Genomic DNA, 16,253 nt, shown 5'->3' with positions numbered 1-16,253 from the left:
AAAGGAAATACGTTACCTTATAAATAATCAATGTACCCACTAATCTTAGTGGGTACATTGATTATTGTAGCGGTATGGGATGTAGCTAAAAATATAAACGTTTTCTACGATGTGAATCTAATAAATGATGAAAAACCAGATATAGAAGTGCCAACCAAGCCATCTTGACTATAAGAAGTAAAGACTACCTCAAATAGTGTAGAACTTAATTGGAAATCTGCAACAGACAATGTAGATATGAGTCATTGTATTGTATACAAAGAAGTCGGAGGAGCTATGAAAGAAATAGGTACTTCTCATAAAAATTCAGTTATCGATAAGAATTTGCGAGCGAATACAACATATAAGTATGAAAAATCTGCTGTGGATACATCTGGTAATGAATCAATGAAAAGTGATACCTTCACAGTTACAACAAAAGAAAAAGAAATCTCTTATTGAACAATGGGGTGTATATAAAACAGGAGATTGAACAGTTCATGAGGGGAAGAGGAAGATATACGAGGCAGTTCAGAGTTACCAAGAGAATGGAAATCCAAATTGGATTATTTTCCTTTTTATTATGAGAATAATTTACACCCCTATGGCTAAATCCACAAGCTGACTAACGTCAGTGGGATTCTTGCTACTGAAGGCGAAGTCTATTTTCTAGTATCGCTGACGTGCAAGATTGCGGTGTGTCATCTTGATTAATAAACAAAGGTTATGGGATTTGCTTACTGTAGCTATTTCATATTTATCGCTAGGCAGCTTTATTAATAAGAGAAAAAGTTGGTAAAATAAAGGGTATCATTCTAATTAGAATGATACCCTAAACCTGTTTTAAATTTCTTACTGAGCTACTTTTTCAATTGTAGGCATAACAGCTATTGGTGGTAGGGATTTAGTCCATGCAGCTGCATATACATTTAATTTCTCACCTAATGTGTAGTTTGCACCATCTGAAACAGGGACCCTTAAAATCTTATTTTGAGAAACTAGATCCCACCAATCATGTTGATAAGCAAGAGCTTCATCTTTTGTAGACGTAGCAGCAACTACTAAATAATTGTTCTCTACTGAAATGACATATCCAGTAAAAGGTTCTTGTTCTTGGTTCTGAATAGAATGAACAGGAATATTGTTGGCGGAAATCTTGTTAAAATCTGCAAAGGCCGGTGTTAATCCGAATGTAAATCCACATCCTAGTGTTAAAGCTGTTACCGTTGTTACGAATGTTTGTTTTTTGTTAAACATGATATATCCCCCTTATATTTTATCCTTACACTATCCAATTTCAATTTACATACATATAAAGCCTTTTAATATTAAGATACTTAACAATTTTGCCACAATTATTCCAATAATGTTAATATTACCTATTAATGGAATTGGGTTTGTGTTATAATTCACTAGGTGAACTATTGTTGTTCCTTTCATCTCTTGATGAATGGATGCCCTTCCTTAAATGTAAAGATGTTCGATTTTATTGGTGAAGAGAGGATATATCCCTCTTCTTTTTTTATTAATATGGGATTTTAGGGAATGAACAGAAAAAGAACCCTATGGGGTTCTTTTTCTAGGCATATTAACAGTAAGGAGAGTATTGAAATGCTATTTTCAAATCTTTACAAGGAGAAAAATTTGAAAAAGCTTATCATGCCATTATTTTTACATACATGTAATATAAAGTAAATTGATAATGTTTAGACTCACTATTACTAATATTCAATTAAGATAGTTAGTACTGCATTGATAGTGTTAATTATCCTGATTGGTGTGGAATGTGATAGGAAGCATAAGTTTGCCGCAAACTTATGCTTTCAGGATTTGAAGAATATTCTTAATATGGATTTTAAAGAAAATACAAATTTTTTACTAGATTTGAGAAAAAGGAATTGAAAATATCCTTTAAAACAAGATGTATTCTGGTCAAAAAATTAGAGGGCATCAATTCATTAAAGCAGTAAAAAACGTTTTTATGAATTGGTGTCCTTTTTGTTTTAAAAAGAGAATATATTTTCTCAACAGGACAAATGGTAATTAGCTATAAGTATTAATTATAAGGATAAAAGGAAAATAGAAATTAATAATAAAGGAGAATGCGAAATGATAACATTAATATCTGAAAGAAATCTAGCTGAAATCCATGAAGACGATGTAGATGTATTAAAAGTAATGGCACATCCTGTTCGATTACAAATTGTAAATGAATTAATGCACCATAAAATATGCAATGTTACACAGTTAACGGAGATATTGAGACTTCCACAATCCACTGTTTCACAACATTTATCAAAATTGAGGGGAACCGTACTCCGCTCAGAAAGAAGAGGGTTAGAGATGCATTATTATATAGATAATGCTAAGGCCCGTCAGATTGTTGAAATTTTAGGTTTGTAGGTTAATAACACGTAAAAGGTTTCCTGTTATAAGGAAGGAAACCTTTTTTATATGTATAACTAATTGTGTGATAATATCATACCGTAGAAACTACCTAACAATAATTAAATTTAAATAGAAATTAGATATAACAATGGATAATGGTAAGTGTATTAAAGAAATTATAGAATTAATGAAATGAAAAATAATAAATAGTTGTTGTAAAGGCTTATTCTGATAATAAAAGGAATTAGATATATTAAATTCAACTATGAGTTGTTTACTAAAAATATGTAGGTGAAGAGTATAAGCAACATAATCCTTTTGTTGCTTATGGACAAAAAGCCTTCATGGATTTCTTTAAGGAGTATTTTGTTAAAAAACCTAATTCCTCTGCAGAGATTAAACGTGTAGTAGCTGAAGGGGATACAGTTGCTCTTCATGTACATTCTCGTACTAATTCTCAAGATAAGAGAAGTTGCTATAGTCGATATATTTCGTAACAAGGATGGAAAGATTGTCGATCACTGGGATGTAATTCAAGAGATTCCAAATGAAGCAGCTAATGATAATACGATGTTTTAGGTAGAATAAAAATTTAATTGTTAGGGATGTATAGAATCTAGATATTATAAAATGAAGAGGATGTCCTAGGTATACTACTAAGACATCTCTTTTTGTTTTACTAAGATTCAATTTATTATAATTTGTAAGGTGCTTACTTCATATGTCTTCTGATAACTTACCCCTAAAACTGCACCATGTTAATATTAGATTATTGTATTAATTTGTAAGAAAGGTATTTTGTATTGAGCAAGAAAAAGCAATCAAGTATAGATTTTGAAGAAGTACCAAGTATGATTGAACGTTTAAGAGGCGAAAGCGGGCAGTATATGTCTCTATAATAAGAAGTTCAAATTCCTGACACAAAACGTGCTGAGTTTTTTTATGTTGTGGGTAAAACACTTTTATTTGAAAGAAGAGTAATTCACCCACAAAACGCTCACAAAAAAATCAAGATTTCTTGAAACTAGACAAGATAAATTCCTGCTATAAAAAAGAAGGGGAGAAAGCCCCCTTACTTTAAAAATTTATTAAAAAATAACTTAATTCATTGATGAAATATTATTGAATTGGTGCACAACTCCAAATGTATTTTCCAACTACTTTTATTTCTGGACAATTTTCTATATCTGTACAATCAAACATTAATGGATGTATACTAGGATTAAAAGAATCTGGTTCTAGGATAATTCTATTATTGGTTTTGTAAATTCTTTTTAAAGTGGCGTCATATCCGTTGATGAGTACAGCGGCTATGTCGCCATTATTTATATTTGTTGTCCTCTCAAGTACAGCTATATGTCCATCATGTACAATTCTATTCATACTGTCTCCGTTTATACGAAGTGCTAATAGTTTTTCAAATCCATATTTATCTAAAATGATATCAGGTACCTGTATATCCCCAATTACATTTTCTATAGCTTCAATTGGTTTACCAGCTGCGATTGTACCATAAATGGGAATATTTCGTTTGGTAATTGCGTGATCTTCAGGACAATAGGATTCATTTTCATCAATAAAGTAAGTTGCAGAGACATTTAATATCTTAGCGATTTGAGATATTTTTGACATTTTAGGGCTTCTTTCACCATTTCTCCACCGCAAAACAGTAGTTCTACTAACAGATAATAATTCAGCTAATTGCTCGTCTGTCATATTATTTTTCTTCATCAATTGAGATAATTTTAAACCGAATGATTTCATGACTTTTTGTCACCTCCGTCTTGATTGATTATATAATTGGTGTGACAAAAATGCAACTTTCTTCGTGATTTGGTAAAAAAATTCTTGACTGTTTTGTCACGTAGTACTATATTTGAATTTGAAAAGAGGTGACAAAAATGCACAAGATGATATTTTTAGAAAGAAAATTAAAGAGAAAAACTATTGAAGAAGTTGCTGATTTTCTTAATGTTTCTCCACGTACATATTGGGCAAAAGAACATAATAAAAGTGAATTCACTCTGAAAGAGGCACATATGTTATCGTGCTATTTAGAGAAATCTATAGAAGAATTATTCCCTGATCTTTTTTTAAATAATTTGTGACAAAAATGCACGTATTTATATATGGATTATAGGATGTTTTTTTGAGGTATTTTAAACAAAATATCTAATAATCCTACTATTAAAGGTACTTTATATATAGTTTTTACTTAGAAAAGAAGGAAAGAAATCTAAAAAATGAAACGCTAAAGTGTATTTGGTATATAAAAATCTAGATGAAATATAGAATGCTAAATATTCAAGTAGGTGAAAGAGTGATCAAAAGATTATATTTAGAAAAATTAGAAGCAAAGCTTAAAGAAGTGGGTGCAGAATTTTTATTTTGGGATACAAGGGAATTTTAAAAAAGAACGTGCATGTCGAGGATTACTATTCAAAAAGAATTCTATTTTGATCAGTGTTTACAAAAATTTAAAGTGGACGGGAAATGGTATTTTTCGGCTAAAGAAACGAAGGCATTTTTATTAAATTGGCTAACAGAGAATGTGGTGTAAGAAAAGAAAGACTATCGTCTTAAAAAAACAAATCTTATAGGAAGTCCTATTGTAAGGAGGATTAATCATGGTTTTTAGAGTGACAAAAAAACAAGGATATGTCAGCAAGAGTACTAATGAGAATAAAGAATTTAGAAATACTAGTTGTTTCGAATCAGAAAAACTTTCGAATAAACAGTTAAAAATGATTTATGCCAAAATTCATATAATAGCATTGGAATATGATGGAGTAATTTCAAAAGAGGAAATCAAAAATAAATTAAAAGTAAAACTTAAAATTCAATCACTGAGTGATCTTACAAGGAAGCAAGCTAATCACGCTATAAAAGTATTAATAGGTTGGGAAATTTAAAGGTTTTGGAGAATAAAACCTTTAATATTCAAGAAGCTTAATATATTGATTTTAAGAAAAAATCTGGAGGAAGATAAAATGAGTAGTTTGCTAATACAGGATGAGCCATTATTAGTATTACCTCGATTAGCAAGTAAGATTGGATTGAACGAGGCAATTTTTCTTCAACAAATACATTATTGGCTCAAGCGCTCGAAACATTATTATGATGATCGTTATTGGGTCTATAATAGCATTTCAAATTGGCATAAACAATTCCCGTTTTGGAATGAAAGAACGTTGAAACGTATTGTTAAAAATCTAGAAGAGTTTAATTTATTGATAAGTGGTAACTATAACAAATTAAAGTTTGATAAAACAAAATGGTATTCAATAAATTATGACAGACTAGTTGAATTAGAAATAGATAACGTTTGTGACAAATTGTCTCAACGAAAAGAACATATTGTCATGATGGAAAATGATAATATGTCTCAACCAATACCAGAGACTACACAAAAGATTAACTCAGAGAATACCACTCAAAAAGATATAGTAGAGATAATTAATTATCTCAACAGTGTATGTAATACAAGTTATCGTATTTCAACTAAAAAGACACAAATGTTAATTAAATCTAGACTACAAGAGGGATTTAATATAAATGAATTCAAAGAAGTTATTGAGACGAAGGCGAAAGAATGGCTTTATACAGAACAGGCAAAATATTTAAGACCAGAAACCTTATTTGGAACTAAATTTGAGGGATATTTGCAGCAGAGAAAGATGGTGAAATCAAATGGCTTTAACAAAGGTAACAGATATAGTACAAAGTCTTTCGAAGAAAATGAACTTCCTTTCTGAAACATGTGTGATATGTAATCAGGAGAGGAAGCGAATGGTAAGATTGATGGAGATTCAGGGTGAAACGATTTGTCCAGTATGTCGTTTAGAAGAAGAAAATAGAAGGTTAGAAAAAGAAATGAATGTTTTTCGTTATGAGAAAGAGGAAAGAAAACGTAAAAGTATATTTTACGATCATAGTCTTATTAAAGATGAAACTATTAAATTAGCTAGATTTTCGACATTTATATCAGAATGTGAAGAGGATGAAAAGAATTTAATTTTAGCTAAAAAGGCTCTTACAGACTATTTAAATGATATTCGATTTAATTTGATTCTTGTGGGGAAAGTTGGAGCCGGAAAAAGTCATATTGCATACTCTATAGCACATGAAATGAATGAACAAAGTTCGGATAAAGTTATGTATGTTACAAGTTCAGAACTCTTTGATTACATACGTTCGACATTTAATACGCAATCTTGTGAAACAGAGCATAGCATAACAAATATGCTAATTTCTATGGATTTATTAGTCATTGATGATCTAGGAGCAGAGCTAGGGGATATGGATATTAATGATTTAAAAGCAACAGCATTTGTAAATCGTGTGTTATTTAAACTATTTGATGGACGACAAGGAAAAAAAACAATTATTACAACAAATTTAACAGGTGAGGCAATTATAAAAGCGTACGATGAAAGAGTTACATCTCGTATGTTTAATACATATCGACACATAGAATTTAAAAAAACAAGAGATAAGCGTAAGAGAAAATTACCTTTTTAGGAAAAGAATATATATTGTGTAGGAAATATAGATGCAGATGAAAACATATTGTTCAAGAAATTTGTACTGTATGAATTGGTTCTTTTAATTAGCGAGTAAGTGAAGTGATTCGGAAGTTAAGAAAGAATATGAGGAATGGAAAGAGCATTTAATCAGAAATTCCACATATGTACATTGAAAGCAGTTTTTAAGTTTATTCTATATGTTTTAAATAATTAAATGGAGGCATCTTGAAAATGAGAACATATAAAGGATTTGAAGCAATTAAACGAATGAAAACAAATTGGATTACAACAGTACAAGAGACACCGATGTGTTGGAAGATAGAAGGTGAAAGAGTGATTGCTGATTATTTAGGTAAAAAAGAAAGCTATCAACAAATTAATTTCTTTTTTGAGAATGAATTTATAGATTGTAGAGAAACAATTCGAAAAGGAGAACTATTGTATATTGAAAATGAAAAAAGTGAAAAATTCATCGCTGAATATTGTAAAGAAAATGAAAAAGAAATAAAGCATGGTAGTTGGTTCTGGATTAATGGAGAGGAGTTCTCTAATAATTATGGTCATTTTGAAAAGAGTACGAAATTAAAAATTAGGAAAGCTGAAAAAAGTGAAAAATTATTATTTGAACGGGCAAAATTATTCGCTATTAAAGGGCGTAAAATAAATGAGTTTAGACTTGGTGATGTAGTTGAAAGAGATAATAAATTGTATAAAGTGGCTATTGTAAAAAGTGGAAGTGAATCTCAAATTGTAGTAGGATGTGTTCCGATAAATGGGGGCGCAATTTGTTATTATAATTCAAAAGATATAGAAATTCAATTTTTCGTTGAAGATATGGTGGTGCAGCAAGATGAAGTTATTTTTAATTAATCAACTTATTGAAAATGGAATTTACAAATATAAGGATAAGCAATTGTACGAATTAAATAGTGATGAGTTAATAAAATTAATCAAAAATTATAAGGATAAGAAAATAAATGTTAGCAATACAATGTATGAAATAATACATGAAGGATATAAGCCTTAATAGCAAATCATTGTAATGATTTTGATATGTGAAATTCAAATTATGATTAAGGATAAATGATAAGAAAGGGGCTTAACATGTTAAATATAGAATTACCAGTATTAAATAAAGAAGCTACTAAAGAAAATGTACTGAAAGCTATAAAGAAATACAGATTATTTATGAAGTGTAATTATCTTAATGAAACGGTACTCTCGAAAGAAAATATATTAAAAGAAAATGCGAAAGAAGAGCGGGTCAATTATATTATTGCGATGAACAAAGGGTTAGAAAAGCTAGATATTGAAAGTGATAGAATAATTATTCAAAAATATTTGTTAAAGAATCGAGTTAATAGATATGAGGTTATGAAAGAGTTGAATTTATCCGAGGGAGATTATTATAGAAAAAGAAATACTGCTTTTTACAACTATGCATATGCATTAGGGATTGAGGTTGAGGAGTGTTAAGATTATTAATCATAAATAAGTTTTTAATATGGATTATAACCACCTGTGTAAACAAACAGGTGGTTATTTTTATGTAAAAAAATGATGAAAAAGAGATAAAAACGAATCGTTATATACATATATCATATAAGTACAAAGTAGCAATGATAAATAGTATTAAGGAAGATTTTTTTAAAAAAATTTTAGTTTTTGATGAGAAAAAATAAATGGAAATTAAATGTAGATTTAGATGGTCTCTATTTTTAACAATTTTGCTTTGTTATAAGGGTGGGAATGGTATATGCGAGATTTAATTATCCAATATAAAGAAACGTTATGTAAGCTAGAGAGTGCAAAAATAAGTGCAAAAGAAGAAGAGATTAAAATATTAACAAGTATGATTAGTGATGTCACATATGCTTTGGAGTGGATGAAGAATGCAAAGATGCCAGGTAATCGCAGGGGAATAGAACGTAGAGCTGCTTATCAACGAGAAAAATCATATGATTCCTTGTTAATGCAAAGGTATTTTCGTAGTACTGATACAACATATGAATGGGATGATGAAAACAAAGAAAGTGTCATTTCAGAATGGGAAAGAATAAAACTAGAAGATGCGCTCTCTACTTTGACAAAATATGAAAGAGAAATATATATCATGTCAAGAGGAAGAGGCATTACACAAGAGAAAATTGCTAAATATTTGAATGTTTCAAGAAGCACAATTAAAACGATTCTATATAGATCTGAAATAAAAATTGCTAAACAAGTAAGAAAAAGTCTTTTCTGCGAAAGTAGTTAAGGCTTTTTTTCATTTACAAATACATTCTTGTCACCATAGTGCCACCTATAAATAGAGAGTAATAAAATAAGTTTAAATGAAATATAAAAAATGAAGAATGGATACTAGCAAAAAGAAAGAGTGATCCAAAGGATATCTATAAATTAAATGAGAGATTTTAAAAGTGACGGCATCTTTTTATTTACTACAAAATAGGCAGTAGTACATGAAAAACTACAGAAGGATGCGATTAGATGTTAGAACAAGATATAGATACAATGCCAATATGTTCAATTTGTCTTGAAAAATGTTTGTGGGTTTTGAAATTTCCAATCACAATTCAGTATTGTGAACAAATGTTAATTCGTGAGGTAGTTGACGACAATATAACAACAATATGTATTGAGTGTTTAGAAAAAGAAGTACAAATGATGAGTTAAAACGGGAGGGAATGCTAGTGGCGCGACCAATGAAATTGAATGATGAGCTGATAAATAGGTTGACCCAATATATTAGAGTAGGGAATTATATTGAAACCGCATGTGCGTTAGTTGGAATTAGTAGAAGTATAGTTTATGTTTGGTTAAAACAAGGGCGTAGAGCAATTGAAACGAGTGAAAAGACAGGTGAAGTAGTACCGAGAAAAGATAAGATTTATGTGAAGTTAGTCATGGAAATTGATCAGGCATTAGCATTTAGTGAAGCTAGAGACGTTGAGACAATTGGGGAGCATGCAAAATCTAATTGGAAAGCCGCAGCATGGAGATTAGAAAGAAAATTCCCAACTAAATGGGGAAGAAAAGATCAATTGCAAGCAAACGTAAATCATTCAGGAGAAATGAAAGTAGAGCATAATAAAATGGCTATGAAAATTGGGTGTGATGAGGAAATGCTTGATTTAGCTATGAAATTATTTGAGAAAGTTCAAGGAGGGGAATTACAATCATGACACGGATGAATGTGCATAAGTTAATAGATGAAAATACATTTAAGGAATTGGCAAAAGTGAACTACCCCTTTCTATGTTCAGTATACACATAAGGGATTCTATAAACATGCAAAGCACACAAAATTAATAACAAAGATTTGCCAAGATTTAATTGAAGAGAAATTATCGACTAATAGATTAATGGTGTTTATGCCACCTAGGCATTCAAAATCACAGTCTATAACAGAAACATTGCCAAGTTGGTATTTAGGAAAGTATCCAAATAAGAGAGTTATAGAGGTATCTTATGCATCAAGTTTAGCTGAAAAGTTTGGTAGAAGAAATCGTGCTAAGATTGAAGAGTTTGGTAAAGAAATATTTAATATTAGAATTGATGAGCGACAAGGTTCCGTAACAGATTGGGCACTACATAACCACTCTGGTGGAATGTTGTCTGTAGGAGTTGGTGGTTCGATTACAGGGGAAGGAGCAGATTTATTAATTATTGATGACCCTATTAAAAATCGCCAAGAGGCCGAATCAATTACATACCGAAATAGACTATGGGATGAATGGGAAGATACTTTATCTACACGTTTACAAAAAGGTGCAAAGGTAATTCTAATTTTGACGCGATGGCATGAGGACGATTTAGCTGGTAGATTGTTAGAGAAAGAACAGGAGAAATGGACTGTGTTATCAATTCCTGCTATAGCAGAGTCAAGGGATGATCCATTGAACAGAGAAATAGGAAGAGGCTTATGGGTTGAACACTATGGCCAAAATTATTATGAAGATAAAAAGAAGTTTTCCTCTGCACGCTCTTGGTTATCTTTATGGCAACAAAAACCATCAAGTGATATAGGGAATATTTTTAAAAGGAACTGGTTTCAATATTATGATGTGTTACCAAATTGGGAACAATTTGATCAAATTATTACTTCCTGGGATATGGCTTTTGATAATACTACAAATAAAAGTTCATTTGTGGTTGGACAGATTTGGGGAAAAATAGATGGAGACAAATATTTAATTGATCAAGTGAGGGCGCAAATGAATTTCCTAGAAACAAAGAAAGCATTTGTTGTTTTTCATCATAAATATGAGTCGATCCTTCGGAATTCTGGTTTTAAAAAGTCCATTCCGAAATTAGTTGAAAAAAAAGCAAATGGCCCTGCCATTATTAGTTCATTGAAGAATGAAATAAGTGGAATTATCCCTATAAATCCACAGGGTTCAAAGGAAACACGTGCTGAGGCAATATCCCCTGAATTTCAATCTGGAAATGTATATATACCTAATCCTAAAATACAATCTTGGGTATATGATTATGTAGATGAATTAGCTTCTTTCCCATCTGGTAAGCATAATGATCAAGTAGATACAACGTCACAAGCCTTAGAATACTTTTTTACTAAGCAAAAAAAAATAATGGGTGGAAAAATAAAAAGGGTTTAGCTGAACATGTAATGTTCAGCTTTTTTATATTGGTAAAGTTTTTATGAAAAACATTGAATAAATGATTTGTATATGAAAGGAGGCATAAATTTTATGGTTGAGAAGAAAGCAATTAAGAATGTGAAAGTACTTAAATTACAAAATCGTGAGATGACTTTACGTAATGAGGAACTTCAAAGTAAACAAATGGCAATTGATCCATTTGCACAAGTGTACGGTGATAAAGAACTAGTAAAGCCTCCATATGATATGCAAGTATTATTAAATTTGAGAGAAAGTAACCCTATTCACTCGGCATGTATTAGTGCAAAAGTAAATGATATTGCTGGTATGGGATTTGATTTTGCACCGCTAGATGAAGTGACAGAGGCAAATCAAGAACAATATAAAGAATTAAAGCGCTTTATGAGATATTGCAACAATGAAATGACAAGTAGCGAAATACTTAGGGCAGTTTGGGAGGATTATGAAACTGTAGGTTGGGGAATTATAGAGGTTGTTCGTAATTTAAAAGGAGAACCAACGCAGCTTCACCATATTCCAGCACATACGGTACGTGCGCATAAAGATAAGATTCGATTTGCACAGATTGTAAATAATGAGGAGAGATGGTTTAAAAGATTTAGTTATCCATATGATTTTAGGTTAGTAGATGGAGAAATGATTAGTGATAGCTTAGATGAAAACTCGTTATTAGACACTGAAGAAAAAGCTGGTGAAGTTATTGTAATTCGTAAATTTGGTTCTAGATCATCATACTATGGTATTCCCGATTATGTGAGTTCTATTGGTTCCATTGTAGGATCACAAGCTGTAAGAGATTACAATATTAATTATTTCACTGGTAAAACAATTCCAGATGCTGTTTTGTTTGTTGAGGGTGTTGATGAAATAGATGATTCAGTTGAAAGAGAATTAAAAACATTTTTCTCTGTCGAAACCAAAGGAGAACATCATAAGTTAGCAGTTGTTCCTGTCCCTGAAGGAGCAAAAGCTCGCTTAGAGAAATTAGGGCCTGATGTCAAAGAAGCGAGCTTTCGTTTATATCGCCAAGATAATGCTATGGAAATTTGTGTAGCTCATCGAGTTCCACCATATAGAATTGGTTGGGCTATGACAGGATCACTTGGACAGACGACAGCAAAAGAAATGAATGAAATGTATAAAAGATCAATTATTGAACCAGGTCAACAAATTTTAGAACATCGATTAAATACACAATTATTTAAAGAGTTTACAGGAACATGGGGGGAATTGGACTGGCAGTTTCAATTAAATGAAATTGATACAGATGATCGAGCAAGTGATATGCAATATGCAATAGATGGATACGAAAAGAGTATATTAACAAGAAATGAATGCCGAAAAGTTATTGGATACGAACCAGTTCTAGAAGGAGATAAATTTTTAAATGAAGATTCAAATTCGATTTAGTAGTCTTGCTAGAAAGTAGGAATATATTATGCCAAATGAATTGAAAAATGTAGAAATTAGTTATGTTTCATTAGTAACAAAGGGGGCTAATGGTAGGCCATTTGCAATTATGAAGGGTATGAACATGAATGGCTCTAACGTTTTGAAAAATGTCCCTATTTTAAAGAGGGAAGATGAAAAACAACTTGTAACAGGGGTTGTTTATGAACCTAATATAGAAGATGCACATGGTGATATTATGACGGCTGAAGAAATTGAAAGAGCGGCTTATAATTTTTTAGAGAAATATAGATACATAGATAAAAACCATGACGAGTTGGCAGGAAAAGGAACAGTAGTAGAAAGCTGGATTTCTAAAAATAATACGGTTGTTGGGAAACAAAATATTAAAAAAGGAACATGGCTTATGACTGTTCGAGTAGACGATAGTGAAACATGGAAAGAGATCAAAAAAGGGAAAATCACAGGCTTTTCGATGGGAGGGGTTGGAGAAAGAATGGAGATGCCACAAATGGATGAGTTTACACAAGATGAGAAAGGTGTAATTCGTAAGATGTTTAATTTTTTTAAGTCACATTATGACGAGGAACAAACTCAGGAGATGGATAATCAGTCAGTAAATAGTAAACAAAACTCTAAAATGCAAAAGCTATTTAATTTGTTTGAAGATGTATTTTATGTTGGGATTTGGGAGGGAAATGTAGATATTAAGCGGATGGTTTCCACCTTAGATGAAATGAAGGAAATTTTAAATACAATGAAGGGTGGTGATACAGATTTCTCGCCAGAAGATATTACTATTAATTCCATAAATGAAGTAGGCAAAATCTTATATAAGAAAAACGATAAAAAATTTGATGAAATGATTTCTTTGATGAACCAAATTAAAGAAAATAAGTTACAAAAAAATGCAGATCAAAATTCAGATGAAATTGCAGACATTGTAAAGAGAGAAATGGGTCCTTTTCTTGAGAGATTACAGGAGTTGGAAGAACAGTTAAATAAAGAATTTGAATCAACTCATGATACTAATGAATTAGAAAATGACAGAGAATCTAAAAAGACAAGTGAATTTATTCAGAAGGTAATAGACCCTATTTCAAAGAGACTTGAAGTAATTGAGCGATCAGCACAAGTTCGTAAAAGTCTTGGGGCCGATGCCAAACCAACAAACGAGATGAGAAAACCAGTAAATAAATGGGTAGGATTAGATCTATAAAGATAAGGAGAAATGAATCTATGAATAATAAAGAATTATTAGCACGCATTGAACGAATTGAAAAGAGCACAATGACAACAGGAGGAATGAAAGCGGGGCTATTATATCCGGAACAAAGTAAAGAATTTTTCCGAATGGTATTTGATGCAACTCCATTTTCTCAATTGCATCGTAAAGAGATTCGCAAAGCGAAAAAAGGTGAATTAGATAAAATTGCAATCGGTGGTCGAATTTTACGTAGGAAAATGGAAAATAGTGATGATGGCTATCGAGCAGGTGTAGAAACGTCGAAAGTTGAATATGATACAGTTTCTATTCGTTTACCATGGGAGATTACGGAGGAGCTACTTCGAGAAAATATCGAAGGTGAAGGATATGAAGATACTGTTATGACATTAATGTCAACTCAGTTAGGTATTGACCTTGAAGACCTTCATTGGAATGGGGATGTAACTTCAGAGGACCCATTTCTACAAATTAATGATGGCTGGTTAAAACAAATTAAACAATCAAGTAAATCTCATATTGTCGATCATTTTAAATTAGTGACGGGAACGGGAGATGCTGAAGCTAGTGCTGGGTTTAGTAAAGACTCAATCTTTAATTTATCTAAGGCGATGCCTAATAAATATAAAAATGAAGGTTTAAAGTGGATTATGTCACCTGCTCGTAGAGAGAAGTGGATTGAATATTTAACAACTCGTTCAACTGGCTTAGGTGATGCTGCGTTATTAGGTACAGGGGATCAAGTTAATAAGCCGTTGGGGTATGAGATTGTTACAGTCCCTTCTATTCAAGATGATGTAATTATTTTTGCAGATCCTAAAAACTTTATTGCGGTAAATACGTATGACACGCGAGTTCGTAAGACTGTAGAAGGTAAATCTGCTGTTATGGAAGATAAGCGATTCTATGTTATTCATTTGGATGATGATGCAGTTATTCAAGAAATGGATGCAGTAGCAATTCTTACTAATATACCTGATAATTTTGGGAATTAAGTAAGGTAATTTGTATATGAAGATTATAGAATTAAAATTAGGCGGTACATATACTGCATATGGCTATACTTTTTTTAACGGAGTAAAGGAAAAGGTTGCAAATGAGAAAGCAAACTATTTACTAAGTACAGGACATTTTAAGTTAATAGATAGTATAGAGGTTAAAAAGAAAGAGAAGTAAAAGAGGTGGAAGGATGGAAATTACTGTACAGGACATAAAGAACAGGGTGAATGTTCAACGAATGCCCGATACGGTAATCCAGGAGCTCATTAGTCAATATGAATTGATTACAAAAAACTATTTGAGGAGTAAGCCAAGTAACCCAATGAAAGAGAAAGTTAGAACAAGTAAATTGGCTTGGCTTTCTTTTCGAGCAGAAAATTTGATCAAGGTAATCCATATTGGTTCTGGAGAAGAAGTTACCAATTCAGTTTTTTCTGATGGTTGCACTGTATATGGTTTAAGTGAGAATCAATTATATGAATTTGAGTATACCATACAAGATTATGATGGGCTTTTGACTTTAATGAAAAAATGCATCATCGATATGACATGTTATGCGGTAATTCGAACAAATCTACAATATGAAAATATGAAAAAATCAGCAAATATCGGAGATTATTCATATGAAATAAATATTGAATCGCTAGATGAGGAAACTGTTAATAAAAAGATTTTAAGAGTATTAAAAAAATACCGAAGTAGAAACCCTTTAATAGCGTTATGAATGAAAGAATAGGCTGTGAACATTAGATATGGAAGAATTATATATACATGAAGTAACTGTGAAAAGGAATCAAAAGGTAAAACAGCCGGCAGGAAATTTTAAAGAAGAGCCTGTCATTATTTATGAAAGAATGAAGTGTCGTGTAACAACACACACAGCAGTAGATAATGAAAGGTTAAAAAGAAATAAACAAAATTTTGAGCCGAATTTTAAAATTTATACTTCTGCAGAACATAACATCCATACAAATGATGTAATCTATTTTCATGATTATGTATTTGAGGTAAGAGGAGAACCAAGAAATCCATCATTTTTAAATCATCATATTGAATTGTATTGTGAGTTGTTGGAATAAA

At 31.3% G+C, this 16,253-nt stretch carries 21 protein-coding genes and 1 pseudogene; 20 read left to right on the top strand and 2 right to left on the bottom strand.

Annotation, left to right across the window (positions count from 1 at the left end; genetic code table 11):
- Nucleotides 1-276: 276 nt before the first annotated feature.
- Nucleotides 277-441 (top strand): hypothetical protein, encoded by a 165-nt coding sequence (locus AC1Q8L_RS22850; protein ID WP_002094257.1) that lies wholly within the window; start codon nt 277-279, stop codon nt 439-441.
- Nucleotides 442-831: 390 nt separating this feature from the next.
- Here the strand turns inward: AC1Q8L_RS22850 and AC1Q8L_RS22845 are convergent, their stop codons facing one another.
- Complete coding sequence (locus tag AC1Q8L_RS22845) at nt 832-1,236, bottom strand: DUF3221 domain-containing protein (RefSeq protein ID WP_000482310.1); 405 nt, start codon at nt 1,234-1,236, stop codon at nt 832-834.
- A gap of 852 nt (nt 1,237-2,088) precedes the next feature.
- Here AC1Q8L_RS22845 and AC1Q8L_RS22840 point away from each other — a divergent pair.
- Together AC1Q8L_RS22840 and AC1Q8L_RS22835 are read left to right on the top strand one after the other, a co-directional pair.
- Nucleotides 2,089-2,382 (top strand): ArsR/SmtB family transcription factor, encoded by a 294-nt coding sequence (locus tag AC1Q8L_RS22840; RefSeq protein ID WP_000631352.1) that lies wholly within the window; start codon nt 2,089-2,091, stop codon nt 2,380-2,382.
- Between the two features lie 266 nt (nt 2,383-2,648).
- Nucleotides 2,649-2,946: pseudogene (locus AC1Q8L_RS22835) on the top strand (nuclear transport factor 2 family protein); the annotation flags it as partial.
- Between the two features lie 540 nt (nt 2,947-3,486).
- On the opposite strand, the gene AC1Q8L_RS22830 reads toward AC1Q8L_RS22835, so the two are convergent.
- Nucleotides 3,487-4,131: a LexA family protein gene (locus AC1Q8L_RS22830; protein WP_000834513.1), complete on the bottom strand. Its 645-nt coding sequence runs from the start codon at nt 4,129-4,131 to the stop codon at nt 3,487-3,489.
- Nucleotides 4,132-4,268: 137 nt separating this feature from the next.
- Between AC1Q8L_RS22830 and AC1Q8L_RS22825 the strand changes: the two genes are divergently transcribed.
- The 17 genes from AC1Q8L_RS22825 (at nt 4,269) to AC1Q8L_RS22745 (ending at nt 16,252) form a co-directional block, all read left to right on the top strand.
- A complete protein-coding gene (locus tag AC1Q8L_RS22825; protein WP_000549412.1) occupies nt 4,269-4,475 on the top strand; it encodes a helix-turn-helix transcriptional regulator in 207 nt (68 codons plus the stop codon).
- 519 nt (nt 4,476-4,994) lie between these two features.
- Nucleotides 4,995-5,279, top strand: coding sequence for a hypothetical protein (locus tag AC1Q8L_RS22820; RefSeq protein ID WP_098312190.1), 285 nt, complete (start codon nt 4,995-4,997; stop codon nt 5,277-5,279).
- Between the two features lie 78 nt (nt 5,280-5,357).
- Nucleotides 5,358-6,122 carry a conserved phage C-terminal domain-containing protein gene (locus AC1Q8L_RS22815; protein WP_000096617.1) on the top strand — a complete coding sequence of 255 codons (765 nt, stop codon included), beginning with the start codon at nt 5,358-5,360 and terminating at the stop codon, nt 6,120-6,122.
- Nucleotides 6,058-6,888 (top strand): ATP-binding protein, encoded by an 831-nt coding sequence (locus tag AC1Q8L_RS22810; RefSeq protein WP_050457802.1) that lies wholly within the window; start codon nt 6,058-6,060, stop codon nt 6,886-6,888. The genes AC1Q8L_RS22815 and AC1Q8L_RS22810 overlap by 65 nt, the downstream gene beginning before the upstream one ends.
- Before the next feature lie 236 nt (nt 6,889-7,124).
- Nucleotides 7,125-7,763 carry a hypothetical protein gene (locus AC1Q8L_RS22805; RefSeq protein WP_001261479.1) on the top strand — a complete coding sequence of 213 codons (639 nt, stop codon included), beginning with the start codon at nt 7,125-7,127 and terminating at the stop codon, nt 7,761-7,763.
- A complete protein-coding gene (locus AC1Q8L_RS22800) occupies nt 7,744-7,920 on the top strand; it encodes a Fur-regulated basic protein FbpA (RefSeq protein WP_098285486.1) in 177 nt (58 codons plus the stop codon). The genes AC1Q8L_RS22805 and AC1Q8L_RS22800 overlap by 20 nt, the downstream gene beginning before the upstream one ends.
- Before the next feature lie 77 nt (nt 7,921-7,997).
- A complete protein-coding gene (locus AC1Q8L_RS22795) occupies nt 7,998-8,369 on the top strand; it encodes an ArpU family phage packaging/lysis transcriptional regulator (RefSeq protein WP_000931950.1) in 372 nt (123 codons plus the stop codon).
- A 280-nt stretch (nt 8,370-8,649) separates the two neighbouring features.
- Nucleotides 8,650-9,150 (top strand): sigma-70 family RNA polymerase sigma factor, encoded by a 501-nt coding sequence (locus tag AC1Q8L_RS22790; RefSeq protein WP_001205173.1) that lies wholly within the window; start codon nt 8,650-8,652, stop codon nt 9,148-9,150.
- Nucleotides 9,151-9,383: 233 nt separating this feature from the next.
- A complete protein-coding gene (locus tag AC1Q8L_RS22785) occupies nt 9,384-9,569 on the top strand; it encodes a hypothetical protein (protein ID WP_000892960.1) in 186 nt (61 codons plus the stop codon).
- A 17-nt stretch (nt 9,570-9,586) separates the two neighbouring features.
- On the top strand, nt 9,587-10,078 hold the full coding sequence (locus tag AC1Q8L_RS22780; protein WP_000113637.1) for a hypothetical protein: 492 nt from the start codon (nt 9,587-9,589) through the stop codon (nt 10,076-10,078).
- 189 nt (nt 10,079-10,267) lie between these two features.
- Nucleotides 10,268-11,515 carry a phage terminase large subunit gene (gene terL, locus AC1Q8L_RS22775; protein WP_002094259.1) on the top strand — a complete coding sequence of 416 codons (1,248 nt, stop codon included), beginning with the start codon at nt 10,268-10,270 and terminating at the stop codon, nt 11,513-11,515.
- Between the two features lie 93 nt (nt 11,516-11,608).
- Entirely contained in the window at nt 11,609-12,949 is a 1,341-nt protein-coding gene (locus AC1Q8L_RS22770; RefSeq protein ID WP_000229503.1) for a phage portal protein, read from the top strand.
- A 28-nt stretch (nt 12,950-12,977) separates the two neighbouring features.
- On the top strand, nt 12,978-14,168 hold the full coding sequence (locus AC1Q8L_RS22765) for an XkdF-like putative serine protease domain-containing protein (protein WP_098312191.1): 1,191 nt from the start codon (nt 12,978-12,980) through the stop codon (nt 14,166-14,168).
- A gap of 20 nt (nt 14,169-14,188) precedes the next feature.
- A complete protein-coding gene (locus AC1Q8L_RS22760; RefSeq protein WP_098139200.1) occupies nt 14,189-15,169 on the top strand; it encodes a phage major capsid family protein in 981 nt (326 codons plus the stop codon).
- A 16-nt stretch (nt 15,170-15,185) separates the two neighbouring features.
- Nucleotides 15,186-15,350: a YqbF domain-containing protein gene (locus AC1Q8L_RS22755; protein ID WP_000691127.1), complete on the top strand. Its 165-nt coding sequence runs from the start codon at nt 15,186-15,188 to the stop codon at nt 15,348-15,350.
- Nucleotides 15,351-15,363: 13 nt separating this feature from the next.
- Nucleotides 15,364-15,897 carry a hypothetical protein gene (locus AC1Q8L_RS22750; RefSeq protein ID WP_000406977.1) on the top strand — a complete coding sequence of 178 codons (534 nt, stop codon included), beginning with the start codon at nt 15,364-15,366 and terminating at the stop codon, nt 15,895-15,897.
- A gap of 28 nt (nt 15,898-15,925) precedes the next feature.
- Entirely contained in the window at nt 15,926-16,252 is a 327-nt protein-coding gene (locus tag AC1Q8L_RS22745) for a hypothetical protein (RefSeq protein WP_000392019.1), read from the top strand.
- Nucleotide 16,253: the final 1 nt, after the last annotated feature.

Source organism: Bacillus sp. GW823-FHT06A11, from assembly GCF_058795355.1.
This window is presented reverse-complemented; position numbering and strand designations above follow the sequence as displayed.

What these genes read in the sequence shown, in the direction of transcription:
- AC1Q8L_RS22840 (WP_000631352.1), top strand. Translation starts at nt 2,089, where the DNA reads ATGATAACATTAATATCTGAAAGAAATCTAGCTGAAATCCATGAAGAC.
- AC1Q8L_RS22790 (WP_001205173.1), top strand. Translation starts at nt 8,650, where the DNA reads ATGCGAGATTTAATTATCCAATATAAAGAAACGTTATGTAAGCTAGAG.
- AC1Q8L_RS22810 (WP_050457802.1), top strand. Translation starts at nt 6,058, where the DNA reads ATGGCTTTAACAAAGGTAACAGATATAGTACAAAGTCTTTCGAAGAAA.
- AC1Q8L_RS22745 (WP_000392019.1), top strand. Translation starts at nt 15,926, where the DNA reads ATGGAAGAATTATATATACATGAAGTAACTGTGAAAAGGAATCAAAAG.
- AC1Q8L_RS22760 (WP_098139200.1), top strand. Translation starts at nt 14,189, where the DNA reads ATGAATAATAAAGAATTATTAGCACGCATTGAACGAATTGAAAAGAGC.
- AC1Q8L_RS22770 (WP_000229503.1), top strand. Translation starts at nt 11,609, where the DNA reads ATGGTTGAGAAGAAAGCAATTAAGAATGTGAAAGTACTTAAATTACAA.
- AC1Q8L_RS22755 (WP_000691127.1), top strand. Translation starts at nt 15,186, where the DNA reads ATGAAGATTATAGAATTAAAATTAGGCGGTACATATACTGCATATGGC.
- AC1Q8L_RS22805 (WP_001261479.1), top strand. Translation starts at nt 7,125, where the DNA reads ATGAGAACATATAAAGGATTTGAAGCAATTAAACGAATGAAAACAAAT.
- AC1Q8L_RS22785 (WP_000892960.1), top strand. Translation starts at nt 9,384, where the DNA reads ATGTTAGAACAAGATATAGATACAATGCCAATATGTTCAATTTGTCTT.
- AC1Q8L_RS22825 (WP_000549412.1), top strand. Translation starts at nt 4,269, where the DNA reads ATGCACAAGATGATATTTTTAGAAAGAAAATTAAAGAGAAAAACTATT.
- AC1Q8L_RS22850 (WP_002094257.1), top strand. Translation starts at nt 277, where the DNA reads ATGAAAGAAATAGGTACTTCTCATAAAAATTCAGTTATCGATAAGAAT.
- AC1Q8L_RS22830 (WP_000834513.1), bottom strand. Translation starts at nt 4,131, where the DNA reads ATGAAATCATTCGGTTTAAAATTATCTCAATTGATGAAGAAAAATAAT.
- AC1Q8L_RS22765 (WP_098312191.1), top strand. Translation starts at nt 12,978, where the DNA reads ATGCCAAATGAATTGAAAAATGTAGAAATTAGTTATGTTTCATTAGTA.
- AC1Q8L_RS22845 (WP_000482310.1), bottom strand. Translation starts at nt 1,236, where the DNA reads ATGTTTAACAAAAAACAAACATTCGTAACAACGGTAACAGCTTTAACA.
- AC1Q8L_RS22750 (WP_000406977.1), top strand. Translation starts at nt 15,364, where the DNA reads ATGGAAATTACTGTACAGGACATAAAGAACAGGGTGAATGTTCAACGA.
- terL (WP_002094259.1), top strand. Translation starts at nt 10,268, where the DNA reads ATGCCACCTAGGCATTCAAAATCACAGTCTATAACAGAAACATTGCCA.
- AC1Q8L_RS22815 (WP_000096617.1), top strand. Translation starts at nt 5,358, where the DNA reads ATGAGTAGTTTGCTAATACAGGATGAGCCATTATTAGTATTACCTCGA.
- AC1Q8L_RS22795 (WP_000931950.1), top strand. Translation starts at nt 7,998, where the DNA reads ATGTTAAATATAGAATTACCAGTATTAAATAAAGAAGCTACTAAAGAA.
- AC1Q8L_RS22800 (WP_098285486.1), top strand. Translation starts at nt 7,744, where the DNA reads ATGAAGTTATTTTTAATTAATCAACTTATTGAAAATGGAATTTACAAA.
- AC1Q8L_RS22820 (WP_098312190.1), top strand. Translation starts at nt 4,995, where the DNA reads ATGGTTTTTAGAGTGACAAAAAAACAAGGATATGTCAGCAAGAGTACT.